This window comes from Paramixta manurensis, from assembly GCF_013285385.1.
Lineage (GTDB): Bacteria > Pseudomonadota > Gammaproteobacteria > Enterobacterales > Enterobacteriaceae > Paramixta > Paramixta manurensis.
In genome coordinates, this window is sequence record NZ_CP054212.1 from 868734 (window position 1) to 890438 (window position 21705).

At 48.4% G+C, this 21705-nt stretch carries 25 protein-coding genes; 18 read left to right on the forward strand and 7 right to left on the reverse strand.

The features are described from left to right. The 17 genes from PMPD1_RS04210 to PMPD1_RS04290 all read left to right on the forward strand — a co-directional run bounded on the left by PMPD1_RS04210 (nucleotide 1) and on the right by PMPD1_RS04290 (nucleotide 12008). Nucleotides 1-351 carry a DUF3592 domain-containing protein gene (locus tag PMPD1_RS04210; RefSeq protein ID WP_173632861.1) on the forward strand — a complete coding sequence of 117 codons (351 nt, stop codon included), beginning with the start codon at nucleotides 1-3 and terminating at the stop codon, nucleotides 349-351. 58 nt (nucleotides 352-409) lie between these two features. Next, on the forward strand, nucleotides 410-793 hold the full coding sequence (locus PMPD1_RS04215; protein ID WP_173632862.1) for a hypothetical protein: 384 nt from the start codon (nucleotides 410-412) through the stop codon (nucleotides 791-793). A 159-nt stretch (nucleotides 794-952) separates the two neighbouring features. Beyond that, nucleotides 953-1333: a DUF3592 domain-containing protein gene (locus tag PMPD1_RS04220; protein ID WP_173632863.1), complete on the forward strand. Its 381-nt coding sequence runs from the start codon at nucleotides 953-955 to the stop codon at nucleotides 1331-1333. Nucleotides 1334-1510: 177 nt separating this feature from the next. Further along, nucleotides 1511-1918 carry a hypothetical protein gene (locus PMPD1_RS04225; RefSeq protein ID WP_173632864.1) on the forward strand — a complete coding sequence of 136 codons (408 nt, stop codon included), beginning with the start codon at nucleotides 1511-1513 and terminating at the stop codon, nucleotides 1916-1918. 313 nt (nucleotides 1919-2231) lie between these two features. Next, nucleotides 2232-2615, forward strand: coding sequence for a hypothetical protein (locus tag PMPD1_RS04230; RefSeq protein ID WP_173632865.1), 384 nt, complete (start codon nucleotides 2232-2234; stop codon nucleotides 2613-2615). A 117-nt stretch (nucleotides 2616-2732) separates the two neighbouring features. After that, nucleotides 2733-3107, forward strand: coding sequence for a hypothetical protein (locus tag PMPD1_RS04235; RefSeq protein ID WP_173632866.1), 375 nt, complete (start codon nucleotides 2733-2735; stop codon nucleotides 3105-3107). A 220-nt stretch (nucleotides 3108-3327) separates the two neighbouring features. Beyond that, nucleotides 3328-3678 (forward strand): hypothetical protein, encoded by a 351-nt coding sequence (locus PMPD1_RS04240; protein ID WP_173632867.1) that lies wholly within the window; start codon nucleotides 3328-3330, stop codon nucleotides 3676-3678. Nucleotides 3679-3842: 164 nt separating this feature from the next. Further along, nucleotides 3843-4202: a hypothetical protein gene (locus PMPD1_RS04245; RefSeq protein WP_173632868.1), complete on the forward strand. Its 360-nt coding sequence runs from the start codon at nucleotides 3843-3845 to the stop codon at nucleotides 4200-4202. Between the two features lie 271 nt (nucleotides 4203-4473). Continuing rightward, on the forward strand, nucleotides 4474-4842 hold the full coding sequence (locus PMPD1_RS04250; protein ID WP_173632869.1) for a hypothetical protein: 369 nt from the start codon (nucleotides 4474-4476) through the stop codon (nucleotides 4840-4842). 263 nt (nucleotides 4843-5105) lie between these two features. Beyond that, on the forward strand, nucleotides 5106-5465 hold the full coding sequence (locus tag PMPD1_RS04255; RefSeq protein ID WP_173632870.1) for a hypothetical protein: 360 nt from the start codon (nucleotides 5106-5108) through the stop codon (nucleotides 5463-5465). 58 nt (nucleotides 5466-5523) lie between these two features. Beyond that, nucleotides 5524-5874, forward strand: coding sequence for a DUF3592 domain-containing protein (locus tag PMPD1_RS04260; protein ID WP_173632871.1), 351 nt, complete (start codon nucleotides 5524-5526; stop codon nucleotides 5872-5874). A 70-nt stretch (nucleotides 5875-5944) separates the two neighbouring features. Then, nucleotides 5945-6316 carry a DUF3592 domain-containing protein gene (locus PMPD1_RS04265; protein WP_173632872.1) on the forward strand — a complete coding sequence of 124 codons (372 nt, stop codon included), beginning with the start codon at nucleotides 5945-5947 and terminating at the stop codon, nucleotides 6314-6316. A 196-nt stretch (nucleotides 6317-6512) separates the two neighbouring features. Next, nucleotides 6513-9050 carry a DUF2169 family type VI secretion system accessory protein gene (locus PMPD1_RS04270; RefSeq protein WP_173632873.1) on the forward strand — a complete coding sequence of 846 codons (2538 nt, stop codon included), beginning with the start codon at nucleotides 6513-6515 and terminating at the stop codon, nucleotides 9048-9050. Then, nucleotides 9047-10117, forward strand: coding sequence for a pentapeptide repeat-containing protein (locus PMPD1_RS04275; RefSeq protein ID WP_173632874.1), 1071 nt, complete (start codon nucleotides 9047-9049; stop codon nucleotides 10115-10117). Before PMPD1_RS04270 ends, PMPD1_RS04275 begins: the two co-directional genes overlap by 4 nt. A gap of 14 nt (nucleotides 10118-10131) precedes the next feature. Next, the gene (locus PMPD1_RS04280; protein WP_173632875.1) at nucleotides 10132-10740 is read left to right on the forward strand and encodes a DUF3540 domain-containing protein; all 609 of its coding nucleotides are present in this window, start codon (nucleotides 10132-10134) and stop codon (nucleotides 10738-10740) included. Between the two features lie 9 nt (nucleotides 10741-10749). Next, nucleotides 10750-11142, forward strand: a complete 393-nt coding sequence (locus PMPD1_RS04285) for a DUF4150 domain-containing protein (protein ID WP_173632876.1) — start codon at nucleotides 10750-10752, stop codon at nucleotides 11140-11142. Nucleotides 11143-11243: 101 nt separating this feature from the next. Then, complete coding sequence (locus tag PMPD1_RS04290) at nucleotides 11244-12008, forward strand: DedA family protein (protein ID WP_173632877.1); 765 nt, start codon at nucleotides 11244-11246, stop codon at nucleotides 12006-12008. A gap of 15 nt (nucleotides 12009-12023) precedes the next feature. On the opposite strand, the gene thiQ is transcribed toward PMPD1_RS04290, so the two are convergent. From thiQ to sgrR, 4 genes are read right to left on the reverse strand one after another with little or no spacing between them, the layout of a single operon-like run. Then, nucleotides 12024-12725, reverse strand: coding sequence for a thiamine ABC transporter ATP-binding protein ThiQ (gene thiQ, locus PMPD1_RS04295; RefSeq protein WP_173632878.1), 702 nt, complete (start codon nucleotides 12723-12725; stop codon nucleotides 12024-12026). Continuing rightward, entirely contained in the window at nucleotides 12709-14319 is a 1611-nt protein-coding gene (gene thiP, locus PMPD1_RS04300) for a thiamine/thiamine pyrophosphate ABC transporter permease ThiP (protein ID WP_173632879.1), read from the reverse strand. The genes thiQ and thiP overlap by 17 nt, the downstream gene beginning before the upstream one ends. Beyond that, complete coding sequence (thiB, locus tag PMPD1_RS04305; protein WP_173632880.1) at nucleotides 14295-15281, reverse strand: thiamine ABC transporter substrate binding subunit; 987 nt, start codon at nucleotides 15279-15281, stop codon at nucleotides 14295-14297. Before thiB ends, thiP begins: the two co-directional genes overlap by 25 nt. Nucleotides 15282-15339: 58 nt before the next feature. After that, entirely contained in the window at nucleotides 15340-17001 is a 1662-nt protein-coding gene (sgrR, locus tag PMPD1_RS04310; RefSeq protein ID WP_173632881.1) for an HTH-type transcriptional regulator SgrR, read from the reverse strand. Between the two features lie 367 nt (nucleotides 17002-17368). On the opposite strand from sgrR, the gene PMPD1_RS04315 reads away from it, so the two are divergent. Continuing rightward, nucleotides 17369-18547: a sugar efflux transporter gene (locus tag PMPD1_RS04315; protein WP_173632882.1), complete on the forward strand. Its 1179-nt coding sequence runs from the start codon at nucleotides 17369-17371 to the stop codon at nucleotides 18545-18547. A 44-nt stretch (nucleotides 18548-18591) separates the two neighbouring features. Here PMPD1_RS04315 and leuD read toward each other — a convergent pair whose 3' ends face one another. From leuD to leuB, 3 genes are read right to left on the reverse strand one after another with little or no spacing between them, the layout of a single operon-like run. Then, nucleotides 18592-19197 carry a 3-isopropylmalate dehydratase small subunit gene (gene leuD / locus PMPD1_RS04320; RefSeq protein WP_173632883.1) on the reverse strand — a complete coding sequence of 202 codons (606 nt, stop codon included), beginning with the start codon at nucleotides 19195-19197 and terminating at the stop codon, nucleotides 18592-18594. Between the two features lie 11 nt (nucleotides 19198-19208). After that, nucleotides 19209-20609 carry a 3-isopropylmalate dehydratase large subunit gene (gene leuC / locus PMPD1_RS04325; RefSeq protein WP_173632884.1) on the reverse strand — a complete coding sequence of 467 codons (1401 nt, stop codon included), beginning with the start codon at nucleotides 20607-20609 and terminating at the stop codon, nucleotides 19209-19211. Nucleotides 20610-20611: 2 nt separating this feature from the next. After that, nucleotides 20612-21703, reverse strand: coding sequence for a 3-isopropylmalate dehydrogenase (leuB, locus tag PMPD1_RS04330; RefSeq protein ID WP_173632885.1), 1092 nt, complete (start codon nucleotides 21701-21703; stop codon nucleotides 20612-20614). Nucleotides 21704-21705 lie beyond the last annotated feature (2 nt).

Here is a 21705-nt window from a genome sequence, read left to right on the forward strand (position 1 = left end):
ATGTCATATACGACAATTATTGGGATTATTGCAGTTATTATCCTTTTTTCACTAGCAATAAAAAAGGGATTTAAAGAAAGAGCTTTACTTGATAATGGAGTATCAACTACAGCAGAAGTTTTATCTGTGAAACAGCTAGCTTCAGTTGGTAACGGGGGATACAAAATATCGATGAAGTTGAAGTATAAAACTCAAACTGGAGATGATTTTTTGATCGATTATAAAAATGGATATAGTGCGGTAACCCTACCCTATTTAAAAAAAGGGAGTTTTATACCTATTAAATATGACAGGAAAGATCCTGGAAAAATTGTTGTTGATTTGCCGTCGTTGATGGAAGGTAGTAATTAGTTTATTAAGAACCGATTTATCTTTATTAAGAATGCTGATGTAATGATGAGAAGGAAATATGTCAGTATCAAGTGTTGTAAATGTTATTTTGACCATAATAATATTTGCTATTGCTTTATATATAGCAAATAGAGTAATAAAAGGATCTCAACGCCGAGAGGAAATATTGACTGCAAGTGGTAGGCCTGCCAAAGCAACGATATTATCCATGAAGCAAAATGGATTATTTTTAAATAATAATCCTGTATTGGATCTTAAATTAAAAATTGAGTTATTAAACGAACCACATTCATGGTTGGTAGAAAAACATCAGGAAACGGCAATGCTGATCGCAGTAGCCTCCTATGAAGTTGGTGGGGTATATGAAGCACGTGTAGGAAAAAATGATAATGATATTCTGTTAGTCAAAGATGCTAGCGGAAAATCCATTCGGATAGAGTAAGTAATATCGTTAATTAATATGATTTAATTATCTAAACCTGAGTTGTCGGTAAAAACGGCAACTCAGAATGCGGAACCAAGATCAGCGTTATGGATATGCTGGCTGGGGCTAGTTTTTGTAAAAAACGTTGTCTATTTCCGTATTATTTTTAGAGGCTATATGGATATTGTGAAAAATATATTTTATTTTTTTCTTGCTGTTGTCGCTATAGTTGGTTTTTTTAAGGTCGTTATTACTATGGGGATTATTCCCATTAGGGAAGGAATAGTAGAAGCTAATATTCTAAAAAAAGGTATTGCGGTAAATGCAGATATTATATCAGTCAATCAAACTGAATATTGGGGGGGGAATAAACCAATATGTGCAGTGACTGTGCGTTACAAAACGAAAGAAGGGATTGAATATACCTCAACGGTCAAGAAAGCACTTGATGTGAACGAAGTAAAACATTTTGTTGCTGGGAACGGTACGACGATTAAATACCATCCTGAAAAACCTAAGAATATTGCGATTTATGATCGTCCTTTAATTTTAGACTGATACATAAGCAGATATAGGATACCCAGACATTTAATAACGGCAACAGCATTACTATCGAGCAGGATGATAAATTGACAATTGGAGTCGATGGCCGTCAAGAGTATATGGTATGAGTGGAAAAGTTTAGAGATGTGCTTTCATGGCTAGCGTACTTATGCAAGCACAATGAGGTTTACTATGTTTTTTATTAAGTTCCTTAAAGATAATGCGAGCGACCCATTTTTTTATATCGTTCTGATTGTTGTTGGGGTGTTTATATATGCTTTTATTAGTATTTATATAAATAATAGAAGAAAGAATAATATTAAAAGAAATAGCATTGAAACTATTGCCACTATAATTAGTATTCGAAGCATGCCGGGTGAAAACTCAGCTTATGTAAATGTTGAATTTAAAGTGGCTTACCAGGATAACGAGGGGAAAAGGCACCTTTCAATCGGTAATTCAGTCATTGATGTAACAGACCTTCAGAAATATCAGCCAGGTAATGAATTGCCAATAAAATATATTAAAGGTCAATTTGATAAATTTTATATTAACATAGTTAATCCAATGCAAAGTAGAACTTTAAAGATTAATAATTAATTTTTTGATCGCGATTGATAATTATAAACCCGGAATGAATATTTTTATCATATACGCTAAGGATAGTAATAAGGTGTTCCTTGATAAGCATAACCCATTAATGAAGCGATATAAGTACACTGAAACAAGGAAAAGTAAATAAAGATAATTTATTAATATTTCTGATGGTGAACTATATGTTTGTATAACAATATGAAATAAACATAGAGTAAATGATGTTATTTATTAACTTGAATTATTCATCTGTGATGTTTTAAAAGTTTTAGGACAGATCTTTTTTCGCTTTATATATTCTTTTAAAGGATGCTTGATTATGTCGATTTTTGGTGTGGTTAATGTAGTTGGCACATTATTAATTATTGCCGTATGCTTTTATATTGCCAATCGGATTGTAAAAAACTCACAAAAAAGAGAATGGGAATTGACGAATAATGGTGTGGTTGTTTCGGCTACTATCCTTTCGATGAAACAAACCGGGCTTTTTCTTAACAACAACCCAGTCCTGGAGCTTAATTTAAGAGTCAAGTCAGAAAAAGAGCAACGTACCTGGTTGGTAGAAAAGCATCAGGAAACGGCAATGCTGATCGCCGTAGCCTCCTATGAAGTTGGTGGAGTATATGAGGCTCGCGTAGGCAAAAATGATAATGATATTCTGTTAGTCAAAGATGCTAGCGGAAAGCCCATTCGGATAGAGTAAATAAAACTATTGGTATAAAGATATTTAATCCGCAGACATAATTACATCAAAGTTGGATATGAATCTGACAAGAATCGTAATTAATGAATCTCCTCATTCTTATAAATGAAAGTGAGTATGAAAATAGCAGATATTGCAATGTATACGGTTTTTGTTATAGCCGCAGTTTTGATTGTTTTTTGTTGTGTCGCCATTATAAATTCTATTCGTGACACGAAGAAAAATAATTTCATAAGAGAAAATGGAATTATTAGTGACGCTATAATTGTTAAAGTTCATCAGGAGGACGTACAAAATATCGAAGGATGGTTGCAATTAATAGTAACGGTAAAATATAAGGATATTCAAAATAAAGAAATACAAGCTATAAAAGATATTGGAGTGAAAAATATATTATCTAATCAATTTCAGGTTGGAAGCCATCTACAAATAAAATATGTTCCTGAACGCTCTGGTGATATTATCGTGCTTCACGAAGGAGCGAAGAATTAATTTATAATGAATTTTTTATAAGTTTTAAATGGAAAAAGAGTTGGATATTTTTATAAACTAAAGTAACCCAATAAAAAATGGATGATATTGGGTGAAAAGTTGAAGATGTTCAATTTATTATGAATGTATATAATGCGATTGTGTAGGTTTAGTTAACAGAAACAATAATACTTACGTAAGGAGATGGAATGGATTTTGATTTTATTGCACAACATTCATTGTGGCTAGGAATTATTATCTCTGTGGTGTTTTATTAGGTTTCCATTTTGCATTTAGAGACCAAAATAAACAGCTTTCCGATGTTAAAGTCTGGTTGAAAAAAGATAAATGGGCGGGAGATATACTATCAACGCAACTGGATTCATGGCAGCAAACTAATACGAGGTACGGTAACGATTTTTTCTATGATTTTTGTTTTTATGCTGATTTAGAAGGCGTTAACAAGCTTTACTCTGCAAAAGCTTTGGTCAGGCTGAGTGAGGTGCATTTATCAAGGCCTGGGTTAATAATCTATGTTAAACATGGAGCAAAAGGTAAGATGGCTGTTATAAGTATCAATTATAGCCCTTGAGTAAGCCAGTTAAGCTGGTACATTAACTACTCAACCAGAGTCAATAATATTTTTTTTGCTATTTTTAAGTTGTCAATAAAGAAAAGCTCTGGCAACTCATCGTGCTGAACGTAAAGTAACATCATGTATATGCCGGATGGGACTAATATTTATAAGCGATTTTTATGATTAATATTATCATTTGGTTTGTTGGGGCAAGTGTTTTAGCAATAGTTCTCGCTATATCATTTAGTCTTTGGACAGGAAGTGTTTACAATGATTTCAAAAAAAATGGGATAAAGACTGAAGCGGAAATTATTGATATAAAGCAAGTGGCTACATCGAGCGCAGGCTCGCCAGATTGTGTCTTCACGTTAGCGTTTTCTACTGAATCTCACGAAAGAATTCAGGTGAAGAAAAAACAAGTTGTGCTGACACTTAGCCTGGCAAAACTTGAAAGAGAAAGAAAAGTGGATATTTTTTATAAACCAGACGATCCCAATAAAATATGGATGATATTGGGCGGGGAAGAATCAGACAATTAAATAGACATAAAAGTAGAGATCAACTGGTAAGTGTGGCCCTACTATTTTATGACAGGGGAAACAGTGTTCCACAAAGCTATGGCTTTTTGTCGAGCGGCGGTTAATATAACCAAAGTCGAGGCTGCAAAATCGGATAGTAGTAATTTGAGGACAGATATTTTTTCGCATTATATGTTATTTTATGCTTGATTATGTCGATTTTTGGCGTGGTTAATGTAGTTGGTAGGTTATTAATTACTGCTATGGCAACATTTATTAATGGATCGTAAAAATGGCAAATATCGGATTAGCGTTTGCGATTATAGTTATTTCTTGCATGTTTGTTTTTTTCTTTATCGTCACAAAAAATACTATATCCATGAACAGAGATAATGAAAGGATAAAGAATGAAGGGTTTAAAACTGAAGCTGTGATAAAAAAAACGTATCCTGATAAAGTTCAAAATATTGAAGGACGAACTCATATCCATTTAGACGTGATGTTTAAAAGGAGTGATGGAACGCCTGTTGAAACAAAAAAAGACATATCGATATTAACTTTTAATAGCAATAGTTATCGGGTAGGAGAGAAAATAAATATTATTGTCTCTCCTGATGATAGTAATGCAATAATAGTCAATGAAGATAATGTGAAAAATTAGAATGTGGTTTTGTTATTTTCCGAAACACATAGGTGTCTAAAAGGAATAAAATGGATAGTACCAGGACGAAGATCATTTTAGGCATTGCTTTACTACTGGACATTTACGTCGTGGTGTATTGCCATAAAAACGCCGTTCCAATGGCGATTTAATAACCTAAGTCTACGTTGTCGATAAAGAAAAAACGCCGTTATCTCAGAGTGCTGAATGATGAACAACGATATGCGTAGGTTGGTCTGGACTATTTTTTGTAAGTGGTTTTTATGATTACTATTATTATTGGGTTCCTCGGGGTTAGTGTTGTCGCAGCAGGTATTGCTATTGCACTTTGTTTTTGGACCGGGAATGTTTATGATGAATTTAAAAAGAATGGTATAAAAACGTTAGCAAAGGTCATCGATATTCGAGAGCTATCTACGTCAGGAAGTATTAAGTGCGAATTTTTACTCGAGTTTCAAACAGTATCAGGTGAAATTAAAAGAATAAAGAAAACAAAATACGTGAGCATGTTAGTTTTAGCGCGTATTGATAGAGATAAGCAGGTCGAAATCTATTATAAACCTAATAACTTTAAAAAAATTTGGATCATAACCGGTAATGAAGAAAAGCAATCCAGTCGCTAATAGTACATGTATGTGATGAAATTTATCTGATAGCTGCTAACCGCTTAGGGAATTTACTATGCTCAGTGTGATATTATGTTTTTTGGGTGCCAGTGCTATGGCGATGGTCTTTCTTATTTTGTTTATATTTTTACGCGGTAGCTACTACGATAAATTTAAGCAGGAAGGTGTGCGTACTAAAGCAGAGATAATAAATATTCAGCAGGTTGCCAGTTCGGGGAGTGGTTCTCCCGTCTGTATTTTTACGCTCTCTTTTAGCACCACCTCTCACGAAAAAATTAATACAACCGTTAAGCAAACGGTATCTCTCTTGCCGCTAATGCAGATGGAGAGGGTAAAAAAAACGTATATTTATTATTTGCCAAATAGACCTGATAAAGTTTTAATTGACTCAACCACAGAAGAGTGAAGTCTATAGTTGATGCTAATAAAATATCGGTAATGGGTTAAGCTTTGTGGTCGGAGGGAGATATACAACCATGAAGAGATTTGTTCAGTTTATACTCATTATTCCTTTGCTGCCATTGTTAGGCATTTTTGGGCTACTCAGGTTTTTCTTTGTCGACTTTTTAGGATATATAAGAACTATCAACAGAAATTTTTCAACCCTCAAGCATGGCATTTCTGCGAGCGGAAGGATCATTTTTATTTCTCAAACCGGAGAGAAGGATGCTAATAATCTGGTTTATCGAGTTCAGATAAGCTATGAAACGGTTGAAGGTGAAACGGTTATTGCAGATGCAGTTAATGCAATTAATCCCATTGATATTTCCCATTTTCAACCGGGAAATACAGTGCCAATAAAATACAATCCTAAAGAAAAAGATCAAATTGCAATTAATTATCATTAGCCTGGTTTTTTTGCGTGACTAAAGAATAATAAACCTACTACTCGTAAGAAAGAGGTGATGGCGCTTTAAATTAGCGAGACGTGTTACAAATACACGCTTTTCAGCATAAATCGATTGCAATGACCTTGCTTAATAAATCACAATTAAACGCAGTAACTAAACCTACCCGGCAAGACTTCGTTCAGGGATTCAAAGAATGAAAATAATAAAACCGCTACGGCTTAGCGTATTAAATCGTCCCTTTCGCTGGCAGGGCAAAAATCATCTTGGCGTCTCGGTACTGGCATTGGCCGATATGGGGCCACAACCGCAGCTACGTCCGGAAGCGGAGTTATGGCAGTTAGCGGCGAACGAGCTGCAAACTAGCGGCGGCGTCATTGATTTAGCCATTCCTAAAGCCCGCGCGGAGTTCCTCGCCACCGGCAACGTCTATACCCATCACCAGCAGGATAAAACCGCCTGCGCGGCGCGTATCGAAATTGAACAACTGAGTAAAACGCTGGTCGCGTTCGGCGATCGGTACTGGATGAATGGTAAACCCTCCGCGCCGCAGCCGTTTGAACAAATGCGGCTGGATTGGAGCCGCGCTTATGGCGGGGTAGGCTATGAGGATAATCCGCATGGCATCGGGTTTAATCATGATGAAATCGACGGGCACAAATATACCCGTTTACCAAACATTGAACCGCTGAATAATCGTATGACCTCGGCACGGCAAAAACCGGAGCCTGCCAGCTTTGGGCCGCTGGATTTAATGTGGCCGCGCCGCTTTAGCCGGGTAGGCAAAAAATACGATGCGCAGTGGCTGCAAAATGAATTTCCCGGCTTTGCCCGCGATATTGACTGGCGGTTATTCAACGCCGCCAGCCGCGATCAATGGTGGGAACAGCGTGATACTTTGCCGCCAGAAGCCGAATGGCGCATCTGGAATATGCATGCGGAAAAACCGTTGCAGCAGGGCAAGCTTCCGCCGTGGCAGGCACGCTGCTTTATTAACCGCCTGCGCGGCGAGGAAACCTTATTTGAGGAGGTCCCGCTGCGAGCAACCACCGTGTGGTTCTTCCCACATCTGGAACAAATGCTGCTTATCTGGCAGGGCAATGCGCGCATTAATGAAGATGACGCCGCTGATGTGTTGCAACTGATCCCGGCGCTGGAAAAAAGCGGCGGTAGCCGGTCGGTGAATCACTACCGCAAGGTGATGCAGCAGCGGATGGATAAAGAGAAGGGCGCGTTGTTCGCTTTCCGCGAAAAAGATCTGATACCAGAGGAAGCGATCGGCCCCTGGCTGGATACCAACCTGCCGGAGATGGAAAGCCCAATGCGCGATAATCTGCGCACGCGGGAACGCCAGTTGCGTGAGCAGCACCGCTTACGGTTAGCGGAACAGGGCGAGGATATTAGCAACACGATTGCGCCCTTCGAAGAACCGGAAATGCCGAAGCTTGATGAGCTGCCTGAGTTTATTGAAAAGCTGGAGCAACAGGCTGAGCAAATGCGCGCCGATGCCGAGGCGCGGATGGCAGAGTTAAAAGCGCAGCAAACGGATGAGGATGACGCCAACAAGCCGCGCGGGCCAGAAACCCTGCACCGGATGCAGGAGATGCTGCATCAAAACGCTATCGGGATGAGTGAGAAAAAGCGGGCGCAAAGCGTCGATGCGCTGCACCAAATGTATCGGATGTCGGTGCAAACTCAGCCGCCGGCGGTGCGTCTAACCGGCGACCTGGCGCAGATCATTCGTAACCGGGTGATGAAAACACAGCAGCTTGGCGGTGATTTTCGCGGTATGGATCTGACTGGCGCGGATCTCTCCGGGCTCGATCTACGCGGCGCCAACTTTTCGCGCGCGCTACTGGAGTGCGCCGATTTCAGTCACAGCCAACTGGACGGTGCCTGTTTTCGTGAAGCGATGCTGGCGCGTGCCGAGCTGCATCATAGTTCGCTAACCGGCGCGGATTTTAGCGAAGCGACGCTGGCGCTGGCGCAGTGCCGCCACAGCGATTTTTCCCGCACGCATTTTGATAATACCCAGCTTCAGGATGCCTTTATTGAGCACTGCCGTTTTGATGGCGCAGTGCTAAACCAACTGCTGTTTTATAAGGTGTTTATCAGCGAATCGCGCTTTCATCAGGCCACGCTGGATGGCTGCGTATTTATGGAGTTGACGCTGCCAGGGCTGGATTTCACTGGTGCCGCGCTGAATAAAGTCAGCTTTCTGAAATCCACCCTCGAACAGGCGGTTTTCCGCCGGGCGCGGCTGGAGAACTGTTCACTGGTGGAAACCCGTGCCACAGGGGCTGATTTTACCGACGCGACGCTGATTACTTGTGCCCTGGTCGCCGACAGCGAACTGAACGGCGCCGCTTTCTCAGGCGCGACGTTGGTACAAAGTAATTTACGGCAGTTGCCCTTAAAAGGAGCGAACTTCAGGCTGGCGAAGCTGGAAAATAGTGACCTTAGTGAAGCGGATTGCCGCCAGGCCGATTTTAGCCAGGCGAATCTGATGGGCAGTTTGTGTGTACGGACCGATTTTCGTCATGCGTTGCTGACCAATAGCAATCTCATGGGGGCGTTGATGCAAAAGAGCCTGCTGGCGGGGGCCGATTTAAGCGGAGCAAACCTGTTCCGTACCGACCTTTCACAATCGGTTATTGATGAAGGAACACAGCTTAGCGAGGCTTACACGAAGCGTACTAAAACGCTACCGAAGCGTGATGGAGATTTAGTATGAATACGCTTAATGCCGAGACGTTACAGCAGAAGGTCAAACAAGGTGAGTTGATCGACGGCGGCGTGCTGCGTGGTTGCGATTTGCGCGGGTTGGATCTTTCCGGCGGGATCTTGCAAGAGGTGGATTTTACCGGCGCCGATCTGCGCGGCGCCAGGCTTCATGAAACGGTGTTTACGGAATGCCTGCTGACCGATGTCCGGTTAGATGGCGCGCAGCTTACGCAAACGGTGTTTAATCAGTGCGAAATGGTCAATATTTCGATTATTGATACCACCTTGACGGAGTCGATATTTAATACCTGTTCCCTGACCAACGCACGCTTTACGCGCAGCGTGCTGGATAAAACCCAACTGATGAAATGCCCGCTACAGGGTAGCCACTTCAGCGCCGCCCGCCTCGATAAGGCGACTTTTTTTGAATCACCGCTGGATAATGCGCGCTTCGATAACCAGCATTGCTTGCTGACAACCTTTTTCGGTATCGACCTGCGTACCACGGATTTCCGTGCCACGACGTTTGAGCGCGTGGTGTTCTTTGCCTGCGACGGTCGCGGTAAGTCTTATGCACAGCAAAAGTTTACCGGCTGTCAGTTTACCGATAATCAGCTAGATGGCGCCGATTTTACCGGCGCGCAGCTAACGCAATGCAACTTTAAGGGCGCTTCGCTGAAAGGCGCGCAACTGCGCCAGGTTAATGCCAGCCAGGCGCTATTTATGCAGGCTGATTTGAGTCAGGCACAGTGCCAGGGGAGCCTGTTCGACCAGGCTATTTTTGCCGGTGCTACCTTGCTACAGGCGGATTTTAGCCATAGCCGTTTTTTCCAGAGTATTTTATCGCAGGTTAATGCGCGCGGCGCGCAGTTTGCCCTGTGTGACCTGACGTATGCCGATCTCACCTATGCCGATTTGAGCGAGGCAGAGTTTCGTAGCGCCACATTTTCCCGTACCCGCTTTCACCGTGCCCGCCAGGACAACGCGAACTTTTCCGATCGTAAAGGGATCCTTGAATACGATGAGGAGTTGCTGACCGCCGAAGCCTGGAGCGTGCAACGACAAAGCCGCAGTTAATTGAGACGACCAACATGATGAAACCCGACAATATTCAAGCCTTACCCGGTACGTTCCCGCTGCAATCCGCCGGGCTGGTGACCCATCTGTTCCCCGATGGGAGCTTAACCGTAGAGTGCGAAGGGCGCGGCTGGCACTGCCGCCGGGCGGCCAGTTGCCTGATTGCGCCGGAAGTGGGCGATAACGTACTGATTGCTAACAGCGGCGATCGGCTGTGGCTGCTGGCAGTGCTGGAGCGTGCAGCGGCACACAGCGCGGCGGAATTAAGCGTGGATGGCGATTTGCGTATTCAAAGCGCTGGCGAACTGAGCCTGAGCGGTCACACGCTACGTGTCACCGCCGAACAGGGCGATTGCCACGTAGGTGAAATGAAATACAGCGGCGAGTCGCTGTCCGCGTGGGTGAGCCTGACACGCATTGTCGGTAAACGTGCCGAGTCGGTGTGGCACACCGTAACGCAGATCAGCCAACATTTACTGCGTAAAACCACGCAAACCGAGCAGGTGCGCGCCGGGCAACTCGATATGAAAGCCGAAGACTATGCGCGCCTGCATGCGCAAAATACGCTGATTACCTCAGAAGCCATCACCAAAGTCGATTCAGAACAGATCCATATGGGCTAAGGAGACAACATGTTTGCCAACTGTCAGTTAATGGGCGTGGATTTAGCGTTTCCGGATGTCTGCCTGACGCCGATGCCTGCGCCAACGCCGATTCCGTATCCGGATATCGCCCTTGGCCCTACCGCGATCCCTAACGCGTTAAATATCTTGTTTATGGGTATGCCTGCACACAATATGGCGACCGTTACGCCGTTAACCAATGGCGATAATCCTGGCGTCGCAACCGGCGTCGCATCGGGAACGGTGATGGGTCCCTCACGCCATTTGACCGGCGCGTTTACCGTGCTGTTAAAAGGGACGCCAGCCACGCGTTTGACCAGTATGAGCTTGCAAAACTCTACCAACACGGTGGGAATGCGCATTGTGCCGAGCCAGTTTAAGGTGCTGATGTTAGCGCCCTGAGCTGAGTGAGGCCCGCAACGTCAATCTTCCCATACAAAACAGGCCTTGACGCTGTTGCAAGAGGTCAGGACAATCCATCATCCTGAAGAGTAAGGAACGTTATGGAAGCCTGGCTGGAACATTTAATTACGCAGTCGCTGGCGTGGTCGCTGGTGGCGGTGATGCTGGTGGCTTTTTTTGAGTCGCTGGCGTTGGTAGGTCTTTTATTGCCGGGAACGGTATTGATGGCGACGCTGGGCGCATTGATTGGTAGCGGAAAAATGAGCCTTTACCCTGCCTGGGGCGTCGGGATTATTGGCTGCCTGCTGGGGGATTGGGTCTCTTATTACATCGGTTGGAAATTTAAAGGGCCGCTGCATCGTTGGCGCTTCCTGAAAAAATACCAAGCGATGTTGGATAAAACGGAACACGCACTATATCAGCACAGCATGTTCACCATCTTAATTGGTCGCTTTATTGGGCCGACGCGTCCGCTGGTGCCGATGGTAGCCGGGATGCTGGAGTTGCCGGTCAGTAAATTTATTCCTCCTAACCTGATTGGTTGCCTGCTGTGGCCGCCGCTCTACTTTTTGCCCGGTATTTTAGCCGGCGTGGCGATTGATGTGCCGAAAGGGGAAAGTAGCAACCATTTTACCTGGCTGCTGCTATTGGTGGCGTTATTGGCGTGGCTTGGCGTCTGGTTATGCTGGCGCTGGATCCGTTCCGGTAAGCAAGACGACTGGGCGACGCCGTTACTGACGCCGGCCCGTTTACGTTGGGTGGCGCCAGTCGGGTTGGTTGTGGGGCTTGGCAGTTTCATTGCCATTCAGTTTCATCCGATGATGCCACTGTTCCGCCACCTGTTATGGCGGGTGTTTATCGGTTAATGCTCTGCCTTGTCGTCAGCGCACGGCAAGGCCTAATACCTCCGCCTCACGGGCGCTGCCGCTCAGAAGTAACGCGGTGTCGCCCTGCCAATATACTCGCCCATCCACAATCAATACGCTGCGTGTGGCAATACGCTGCGCATCTTCAATACTGTGCGACACCATTAAAAGCGTAATGTTATGTTCGCGGCATACCTCATCAACCAACGCCAGCATCTCCGTACGGAGCGCCGGATCGAGTGCGGAAAAAGGCTCATCGAGCAGGAGAATGGGACGTTGACGAATCAAACAACGGGCCAGTGCCACACGCTGCCGCTGACCGCCCGAAAGCTCGGCAGGTAATCGTTCCAGATAAGTATCAAGCCCGACGCGGCGCGCAATCTCTTGCACTTTCTGCTGCTGCGCCGCGTTTAACCGCAAACCGGGATGGAGACCCAATCCGATATTCTGCGCCACCGTCAGGTGCGGGAACAGATTGTTTTCCTGAAACAGCATTGATACCGGTCGTTGTGCCGGTACGCTGTGGGTATGGTCAGCGCCATCCAGCCAAAGCTGCCCGCCGTGCGCCGGAAGAAAACCGGCAATCAAATTCAGCAAGGTACTTTTTCCCGCGCCGCTTGGGCCGAGGATCGCTAACCGTTCGCCCATCTGCATCTCTAGCGAAAAGCGCATCGGTAAATGATGGTAGATCCAGGTTAAATTACTCAGAGTTAGCATGGCGCCCCGGGAGTTTTTCGATCAAGGTAAACAGCATAAAACAGAGTAGCAGTAACAGCAGTGCGGTAACCGCGCCATCCTGGCTACGGTAGGCGCCGATTTGCTGATAGAGCCAAAAGGGTAGCGTGCGAAAATCGTCATTGCCGAACAGCGCCACCACGCCAAAGTCACCAATTGAGAGCACGCAGGCAAAAGCCAGCGCTTGTGAGATCGGGCGTTTTAAGGCGCCGAACTCAATCAGTTTCAGGCGGTTCCAGCCATGAATATCCAGCGACAGGCACAACCGGTTATAGCGTTCCGCGATGTCGCACATCGGGTTTTCCAGCACTTTCATCGCATAAGGGATTGCCATTAAGGCATTGGTAAAAATCACGATGCCATCCGCCGAGTCAGGCAATCCGATCGTGTTGTTCAGTAACAGAAAGCAGCCGCTAGCCAGTACAATGCCGGGCATGGCTAAAATAAGCATGCCGCTTAATTCCATGGCCTGCCCGGCAAATGGGCGTTGACGCAAACGTAATTCGCGGCTGCTCCATAACAACATCAGGGTGAGGATCACACAGACGACGCCAGCGCCAGCCGCAATACGTAGCGAGGTCCAGGCCGCTTGCCACAACGCGGGCTGCTGTAGCACCGTCAGCGTGCTGCGATTCAGCCCTTCGGTAATGACCGCGATTAACGGCGGCAGCAGTAACAGCAATGCCAGCAGGATCAGTAGCGTATCCATCAGGCGCGAAAACCACCCGTCTTCCGGGTTACGCCACCCTTTAATGCTGGCGCTCCCGGCGGGAATGGCCTTACTAAACCGCTGGCCCAGCATGACTAAACCTAAACAGCAGGCCATTTGCAACAGCGCCAATAACGCTGCGCGGCCCGGATCGTAGTCGTAACTTAACGCCTGGAAAATTGCCAACTCTACGGTGGTCGCTTTTGGGCCGCCGCCTAACGCTAACACGGTGGCGAAGCTGGCAAAACAGAGCATAAAGATCAATGCGGCGGCGGGCAGTAACTGGCGCCGCAGCCACGGCCACTCAACCAGACGGAAAAAGTTAGCGCCGCGTAAGCCAAGCTGAGCGGCAAGCTGGCGTTGTTCACCGGGGAGGCTTTCCAGCGTCTGCAACAGCAGCCGGGTAGCCAGTGGCAGATTGAAAAAGACGTGCGCCAGTAAAATACCGGCGATGCCGTACGGCGAAAAGCGATAATTCAGCCCCAGCCATAGACATAGCTGCGCCAGCCAGCCTTCGCGCCCATAGACGCTGAGAATGCCAAACACGGCGACCAGGACCGGTAACACCAGTGTCATTGCGCACAACCGCAGCAAAATTTGTCGGCCGGGGAATCGCCGCCGATACAGCGCCCGCGCCAGTGGGATGGCGGGTAACACGGAAAGCAGCGCTGAGAGCGCGGCCTGCCAGAATGAAAACGCCACCACATGCCGTAAATAGCCATCCTGCAACAGTGCCTGCCAATCGCTGGCAGGCGCGTTAAGCCACAAGGCGCTAAAGGTTAGAACCGCGACGGCGACTAACAAAAGGGTCGCCGTTAGGCCGGGTATCAGCCAGCCGATACTTACTGGCTGACGGCGCGTTGCCATTCGCCAATCCATTGCGTGCGTTTATCGGCCACTTGTTGTGGGCTAAATTGCAGCGTGGTGTGTGGGCGGGTAAGGGTGTCAAAACCCGGCGGTAAGGTTATTTTCGTCACCGGGTACATCCAGTTGCCGGTAGGGATGGTCTGCTGAAATGGCTGGCTGATGATAAATTTCATAAAGCGCTGCGCCAGTTCAGGTTGCTTACTACTTGCTAGCCGGGCGGCGACTTCGACTTGAAGGTAATGTCCCTCGGCAAAATCCGCCGCGGCATAGTGAGCGTTTTTCTCTTCAATCAGATGATAGGCGGGCGAGGTGGTATAGCTCAGGACTAAATCGCCTTCACCTTTCAAGAACAAGCCATAGGCTTCGCTCCAGCCTTTGGTGACGGTGACGGTTTTCTCTGCCAGCTTTTGCCAGGCGGCGGGCGCCTGGTCACCATAGACCTTTTTCATCCACAACAATAAACCCAGGCCTGGCGTACTGGTGCGGGGATCCTCGTAAATGACTTTCCATTTCTGTGGGCTGTCGACCAACTCTTTCAGGCTCTTGGGCGGATTTTTCAGCTTGGTTTTGTCATAAACAAAAGCGAACCAACCGTAGTCATAGGGCACGAAGGTGTCATTTTTCCAGCCGCCCGGCAGGTTTACGCTCGCCGTGTCTACGCCGCTTTGCGTAAACAATCCGGTTTTTTCGGCGGCCTGTATCAGGTTGTTATCAAGCCCGAGTACCACGTCGGCTTTACTGTGTTTGCCTTCCATCCGTAGGCGGTTGAGGAGCGAAACGCCATCCTCCAGCGCGACAAATTTCACGGTACAGCCACAGTTGGCCTCAAAGGCTTTTTTGACCGCCGGGCCGGGGCCCCAGTCAGCGGAAAAAGAGTCATAAGTGTAAACGGTAAGCGTGGGTTTTGCGGCTAATACCGGGGCGGATAGCAGCAACAAAGCGGGCAGGATCTTGTTTAACACGTCGCGCTCCTTGAGGAGAAAGGTGTATTCTAGTGGCTTCATTCGGCTAACGAAAGCCTCATGACTCCGGCGGCGCAAACCAGGCGGATTTAAAATCAAACCAACCGAGTGTGTTCATTCGAACACCGCGCATACTGCGTTGCCCTTGTAGTAGTAGCCAATGGTGGAAGAGCGGATGCAGATGATAGCCATCCACCAATTGCTTACTCCAGTCGGCCAGCGAGAGCGTTTGTTGACGCCAGCGCTGCGCGTCATGTTCCCAGTCAATATCAATACAGTGATGAACCAGCGGGATCTCATACAGCAAGGCGAAGAGAGAAAAATCGACCGGCAGGGTGAAGTTGGCGCTGCCAAGCCAAATATCGCTTTGTGCCTCGCCGCGATACCAGCTTTCATAATCTACCTGTTGCGTCACCAGCCTGACGCCGTGCGCCGCCAGTACGGGCGCAAGCGCGTTAGCGATTTCCTGATGTTCAATATGGTCGCTATACCAGGTCAGCGTCAGGGTTTCTAACCCTTCCGTTTTGGTTGCCGGCGTCATATCACGACGATGGTGCCAGCGCGGCAAGAGGCCATAGGCCGGGAACCAGTAACGTTGATAGCCAGGGTTGGCATTATTTAGCAGCGCAATCGGGGTAAAAATACTCCCGAGCCAGCGACGCACCTGCTCACTGCGTCCTTGCGGCGACCGTTGGTCGAATAAGAGAAAGTAGCAACCCTCTTCCAAACGGCTCTCTTCCGCTTTTTCATCTTGATTGTTTCCCTGTAATTTTACCCCGGAGTACACCAACTCATCGCTGATCTCCGGCAGAACCCAAATCGCCACTTCATCGATCAGAGCGCGATAGCCAAAGTAATCATCGAATGCCTGAATTTTAAGTTGCGATTGTTGATTACGGGCGATTGCGTAAGGGCCGGTACCGACCGGTTGGCGGGCGAAATCCGGTAACGAGGGCCACTCTTTGGGTAAAATCATGGCGCTGGTGCTGCCCAGTAGCCAGGGAAGCCAGTTGTCGGGCTGGTTGAGATGAATATCCAGCGTCCATGGCGTAGAGGAGGTGATCTCGATCAGATGGTTAAATAACGGTTGCACGGTAAGCCGTTGTAGTGATGCCACAACATCCGCCATATCCAGCTCACGCCCGTGATGAAAATGAATTGCCGGACGTAAAAAAAAGCGCCAGTGAAGCGGCGAGAGTGATTGCCAGTGATGCGCAATATCCGGTTCCAGTTCCCCATTTTCCTCATTTATGCGTGTCAAACCGCTAAAGATTTGGCGGGCGAGATGGGTTTCGGAACGGCGCAGGGGAGAGCCGGGCAGGAGATTCAGCAGTGGGCGGTAATACAGCACGCGCAATATATGTTTCCCCTGGCGAAAGCTACGGCCCAGATGGGAAGCGATCATCTGGCGAACGCGGTTTTTATCGCCAACTAACTGTACCAGTTGATCGATACGATCCTGTTCCAGTAGGTCTTCCGCCCGCTGCTGTTGCAGCGCCAGGCCAGTATAAAGAAAGCGGAGCCGGGAACGTCTGCCACGCCCGGCCTCTGCTTGCCACTCCAGCCAGCCCTGCTCTTGCATCGCATTGAGCAGGTTGCGCATATGGCGACGAGAGCAGTTTAGCTGCAACGCTAATTCACTGAGCGTGGTTTCCTGCGATTGCCCGCTACAGCTTTGCCATAGGCGGATGAATTGTTGCTGTAAACGGGGTGAGGACATAAAAGGGGAACTCCGCTGTAAAAGGCATCAGTTTTTCCTACCCCTTATTATGGTGATAATAACCGCAGATGAAAGAGCGGGAGGCATCATTATTTATATCCTAAATAATTCGAATTGCAGGAAGGTAGCAAGAGAGTGAATCCCGATGAGCTTACTGCGGTAAGTGGTTCGGGTGAGCGAACGACGCTAACGCGCCTGCAACTTGAAGCATGGCGGATAACGTGATGGCGCTCTGACATTTCTTCTGAGTATGGTGCAATTACACCAGCCAGCGAACAGCATGTTTGCTGGCTTTTTTCTTGTTGGTATGTTTTCTTCTCTGTTCCTAAAGTGCCTTAGTTTTCGCTTTTCCCACGAAGGAATCCCTATGAAGTTGCTGTTAACGCGTGGTCGCCGCCTGAATCCGGTGTATGTCGCTTTTATGGCGATCTCCTTTATGGTTGGCGTGGCTGGCGCGCTACAGGCTCCGACATTGAGCCTATTTCTTACGCGAGACGTGGCGGTGCGTCCGTTCCAGGTCGGCCTGTTTTATACCGTGAACGCGGTAGCAGGGATTGTGGTCAGTTTGCTGCTAGCGAAACGGTCTGATACGCACGGCGATCGGCGTATGTTGATTTTGTTCTGTTGTCTAATGGCGTTGGCGAACGCATTTTTGTTTGCGTTTAACCGCCACTATCTGACGTTGATTACGCTCGGGGTGCTGCTCTCTTCATTGGCGAATGTCGCAATGCCGCAACTGTTCGCGCTGGCGCGCGAGTATGCCGATAATTCGGCGCGTGAAGTGGTGATGTTCAGCTCTATTATGCGCGCGCAGCTTTCGTTGGCGTGGGTTATTGGGCCGCCGCTGGCGTTTATGCTGGCATTAAATTACGGTTTTGCGGTTATGTTTATGGTGGCCGCCGCGCTGTTTGCGCTCTGTCTGGTGCTGGTGTGGCTTGCGCTACCGTCGGTGGCGCGTCACGAACTGTCGCCGGAGGTGTTGCTGACCCATACCCGCCTATGGAAGGACGCCGATGTACGTATGCTGTTCCTCGCTTCGATGCTGATGTGGACCTGTAATACCATGTATATCATTGATATGCCGCTATACATTAGCAGTACGCTGGGGCTACCGGATAAACTGGCGGGATTATTAATGGGGACGGCGGCGGGGCTGGAAGTGCCGGCGATGCTGTTGGCGGGTTACTACGTTAAACGCTTTGGCAAGCGGCGAATGATGCTGTTCGCCGTGGGGGCTGGCGTGCTGTTTTATCTTGGTTTAGTGCTGTTTCAACAACGTAATGCATTAATGTTGCTGCAAGTTTTTAATGCGATTTTTATTGGCATTGTGGCAGGGCTTGGCATGTTGTGGTTTCAGGATTTAATGCCCGGACGGCCCGGCGCGGCGACGACGCTGTTTAGCAACAGTATTTCAACCGGCGTGATTCTTGCCGGGGTATTACAAGGCACTTTGGTCGAAACCTTTGGTCACTATTCGGTGTACTGGTTGGCGTTATTGATGGCGGTGGTTTCGTTGGGCTTAACCGCGCGGGTGCGAGATGTGTAGCGAGAGCGTGACGCGTTCCTGACGCGGCACGCCCTTGCGGCGGGTTACTGTAAAAACGCCGGTTGATTCTGCTCGTAGCTGGCAATTGCCGCATCATGCTGTAGGGTCAAACCAATACTGTCTAAACCGTTAAGCATGCAATGACGACGGAAGCTGTCGATTTCGAACGTATAAGTCTTATCACCGGCTATTACCGTCTGGGTTTCTAAATCAACGGTAAAGGTGACTCCCGGCTGGGCCTGCACCAGGCGGAACATCTCGTCCACTTCCTCTTCACTCAACCGCACCGGCAACAACTGGTTATTGAATGAATTACCGTAAAAGATATCCGCAAAGCTTGGCGCAATGACGACGTGAAAACCGAAATCGGTCAGCGCCCAAGGCGCATGTTCGCGTGATGAGCCACAGCCAAAGTTTTCACGCGCCAGTAAAATGCTGGCGCCTTTAAATACCGGCTTATTCAGCACGAAATCCGGATTGGGTTGTTGACCCGCATCGTCAAGAAAACGCCAGTCATTAAACAGATGTTGACCGAAACCGGTACGCGTGACTTTCTGCAAAAACTGTTTCGGGATAATCGCATCGGTATCGACATTCGCCGCATCCAGCGGCGCAACAATGCCGGTATGTTGAGTAAATTTATTCGCCATGATGGAGTTCCTTAATTCAGTTCGCGAATGTCAGCGAAACGGCCGGTAACCGCCGCCGCTGCCGCCATTGCCGGGCTAACCAAATGCGTGCGGCCGCCACGGCCCTGACGCCCTTCAAAATTACGGTTGCTGGTGGAAGCGCAACGCTCGCCGGGATTCAGACGGTCATTGTTCATTGCCAGACACATTGAGCAACCCGGTAAGCGCCACTCAAAACCGGCTTCAATAAAGATTTTATCTAAACCTTCGGCTTCCGCCTGGGCTTTAACCGGACCAGAGCCCGGCACCACCATCGCTACCACGCCTGGCGCGACTTTACGCCCTTTGGCGATTTCTGCCGCGGCGCGTAAATCTTCAATGCGCGAGTTGGTGCAAGAACCGATAAAGACTTTATCAATACTGACATCGGTCAGCTTAATGCCTGGCTGCAAGTTCATATACGCCAGCGCTTTCTCCGCCGATGCGCGTTCCACCGGATCGCTGAACGAAGCTGGGTTAGGAATGTTTTGGTTCACCGCAATCACCTGACCGGGGTTAGTTCCCCAGGTTACTTGTGGCGCAATCTCTGCCGCATCCAAGGTGACGACTTTATCAAACGTCGCATCAGCATCGGATTTCAGGGTACGCCAGTACGCGACTGCGCTCTCCCAGTTTTGGTCTTTTGGCGCGAACTGACGCCCTTTCAGATAGGCGAACGTGGTGTCGTCCGGCGCAACCAGACCCGCTTTAGCGCCCATCTCAATCGCCATATTACACAGCGTCATACGGCCTTCCATGCTCAGCGCTTCGATTGCCGGGCCGCAGAACTCCACGACATGCCCGGTACCGCCCGCGCTGCCCGTCTTACCGATGACCGCCAACACAATATCTTTCGCGGTGATGCCTGGCGCCGCTTTGCCGACCACTTCAATTTTCATGGTCTTGGCACGGCCCTGTTTCAGGGTTTGCGTTGCCAGCACATGTTCCACTTCTGAGGTACCAATACCAAACGCCAGCGCGCCAAATGCGCCGTGCGTCGCGGTATGAGAATCACCGCAAACGATGGTCATACCGGGCAACGTCATGCCTTGCTCAGGACCAATAACGTGGACGATCCCCTGAAACGGGTGGTTCAGGTCATATAACTGCACGCCAAACTCAGCACAGTTTTTGATCAGCTCTTGCATCTGGATCCGCGCCATTTCGCCCGATGCATTGATGTCTTTGGTCTGCGTGGAAACGTTGTGATCCATAGTGGCGAACGTTTTCGCTGGCTGACGCACCGGACGACCGTGTGCGCGCAGGCCATCAAACGCTTGCGGCGAGGTGACTTCATGCACCAGATGACGGTCGATATACAGCAGTGGCGTTTCGTTCGGCGCTTGGTGGACGACATGTGCATCAAATAACTTCTGGTATAAAGTTTTGCTCATTTTTATTTTTCTCCGGAGATAAAGCGGGCGATGATCGAGCCCATTTCATCGGTGCTAACGGCCTGACCGTCACCGGCCAAATCACTGGTGCGATAGCCTTCCTCCAGCGCGCGGTTAATCGCTTGCTCAATCGCATTTGCCGCTTCGTCAGCATCAAGGCTGTAACGCAGCAGCAGAGACAACGACAGAATTTGCGCAACCGGGTTGGCGATGTTTTTCCCGGCAATATCCGGCGCAGAGCCGCCCGCCGGTTCGTACAGGCCGAAGCTTTGTTCATTCAGGCTGGCGGAGGGCAGCATCCCCATGGAGCCGGTGATCATTGCGCACTCATCGGAGAGAATATCGCCGAACAGATTGGAGCACAGCAGCACGTCAAACTGCGACGGCTCTTTAATCAACTGCATAGTGGCGTTATCGATATACATATGATTTAACTGTACATCCGGATAATCTTTTGCCACTTGGTTCACAATCTCGCGCCACATCACTGAGGTTTGCAGCACATTGGCTTTATCGATTGAGGTCACTTTATTACGGCGTTTACGCGCCGATTCAAAGGCGATGCGCGCAATGCGCTCGATCTCAAAACGATGATACACCTCGGTATCGAAAGCGCGTTCGTGCATACCGCTACCTTCACGCCCTTTCGGCTGACCGAAATAGATGCCGCCGGTCAGTTCGCGCACGCACAGAATATCGAAACCCTGGTCGGCGATGTCGCGACGTAACGGACAGAATGCTTCCAGGCCTTTATACAGGCTGGCCGGGCGCAGATTACTGAATAATTTAAAATGTTTACGCAACGGCAACAGTGCGCCGCGTTCCGGTTGTTCGGCGGGCGGCAAATGCTCCCATTTCGGACCGCCGACTGAACCGAACAGAATAGCATCCGCCTGCTCGCAGCCCGCCACGGTAGCAGGTGGCAGCGGCTGGCCGTGGCGGTCAATCGCGATACCGCCAACATCATATTCGCTGGTAGTGATACGCATACCGAAACGGTTACGAATGGCATCCAATACTTTTATTGCCTGCGCCATTACTTCCGGCCCGATACCGTCACCCGGTAAGACGGCGATATGATAAGTTTTCGACATGT

Excerpts from the sequence above, each read along its gene's own strand:
- thiP (WP_173632879.1), bottom strand. The coding sequence starts at position 14,319 with ATGGCAACGCGCCGTCAGCCAGTAAGTATCGGCTGGCTGATACCCGGC.
- PMPD1_RS04235 (WP_173632866.1), top strand. The coding sequence starts at position 2,733 with ATGAAAATAGCAGATATTGCAATGTATACGGTTTTTGTTATAGCCGCA.
- leuC (WP_173632884.1), bottom strand. The coding sequence starts at position 20,609 with ATGAGCAAAACTTTATACCAGAAGTTATTTGATGCACATGTCGTCCAC.
- leuB (WP_173632885.1), bottom strand. The coding sequence starts at position 21,703 with ATGTCGAAAACTTATCATATCGCCGTCTTACCGGGTGACGGTATCGGG.
- PMPD1_RS04255 (WP_173632870.1), top strand. The coding sequence starts at position 5,106 with ATGATTACTATTATTATTGGGTTCCTCGGGGTTAGTGTTGTCGCAGCA.
- PMPD1_RS04290 (WP_173632877.1), top strand. The coding sequence starts at position 11,244 with ATGGAAGCCTGGCTGGAACATTTAATTACGCAGTCGCTGGCGTGGTCG.
- PMPD1_RS04265 (WP_173632872.1), top strand. The coding sequence starts at position 5,945 with ATGAAGAGATTTGTTCAGTTTATACTCATTATTCCTTTGCTGCCATTG.
- PMPD1_RS04215 (WP_173632862.1), top strand. The coding sequence starts at position 410 with ATGTCAGTATCAAGTGTTGTAAATGTTATTTTGACCATAATAATATTT.
- PMPD1_RS04210 (WP_173632861.1), top strand. The coding sequence starts at position 1 with ATGTCATATACGACAATTATTGGGATTATTGCAGTTATTATCCTTTTT.
- PMPD1_RS04220 (WP_173632863.1), top strand. The coding sequence starts at position 953 with ATGGATATTGTGAAAAATATATTTTATTTTTTTCTTGCTGTTGTCGCT.
- PMPD1_RS04230 (WP_173632865.1), top strand. The coding sequence starts at position 2,232 with ATGTCGATTTTTGGTGTGGTTAATGTAGTTGGCACATTATTAATTATT.
- leuD (WP_173632883.1), bottom strand. The coding sequence starts at position 19,197 with ATGGCGAATAAATTTACTCAACATACCGGCATTGTTGCGCCGCTGGAT.
- PMPD1_RS04250 (WP_173632869.1), top strand. The coding sequence starts at position 4,474 with ATGGCAAATATCGGATTAGCGTTTGCGATTATAGTTATTTCTTGCATG.
- thiQ (WP_173632878.1), bottom strand. The coding sequence starts at position 12,725 with ATGCTAACTCTGAGTAATTTAACCTGGATCTACCATCATTTACCGATG.
- PMPD1_RS04225 (WP_173632864.1), top strand. The coding sequence starts at position 1,511 with ATGTTTTTTATTAAGTTCCTTAAAGATAATGCGAGCGACCCATTTTTT.
- PMPD1_RS04280 (WP_173632875.1), top strand. The coding sequence starts at position 10,132 with ATGATGAAACCCGACAATATTCAAGCCTTACCCGGTACGTTCCCGCTG.
- PMPD1_RS04245 (WP_173632868.1), top strand. The coding sequence starts at position 3,843 with ATGATTAATATTATCATTTGGTTTGTTGGGGCAAGTGTTTTAGCAATA.
- PMPD1_RS04260 (WP_173632871.1), top strand. The coding sequence starts at position 5,524 with ATGCTCAGTGTGATATTATGTTTTTTGGGTGCCAGTGCTATGGCGATG.
- PMPD1_RS04270 (WP_173632873.1), top strand. The coding sequence starts at position 6,513 with ATGAAAATAATAAAACCGCTACGGCTTAGCGTATTAAATCGTCCCTTT.
- sgrR (WP_173632881.1), bottom strand. The coding sequence starts at position 17,001 with ATGTCCTCACCCCGTTTACAGCAACAATTCATCCGCCTATGGCAAAGC.
- PMPD1_RS04285 (WP_173632876.1), top strand. The coding sequence starts at position 10,750 with ATGTTTGCCAACTGTCAGTTAATGGGCGTGGATTTAGCGTTTCCGGAT.
- PMPD1_RS04275 (WP_173632874.1), top strand. The coding sequence starts at position 9,047 with ATGAATACGCTTAATGCCGAGACGTTACAGCAGAAGGTCAAACAAGGT.
- PMPD1_RS04315 (WP_173632882.1), top strand. The coding sequence starts at position 17,369 with ATGAAGTTGCTGTTAACGCGTGGTCGCCGCCTGAATCCGGTGTATGTC.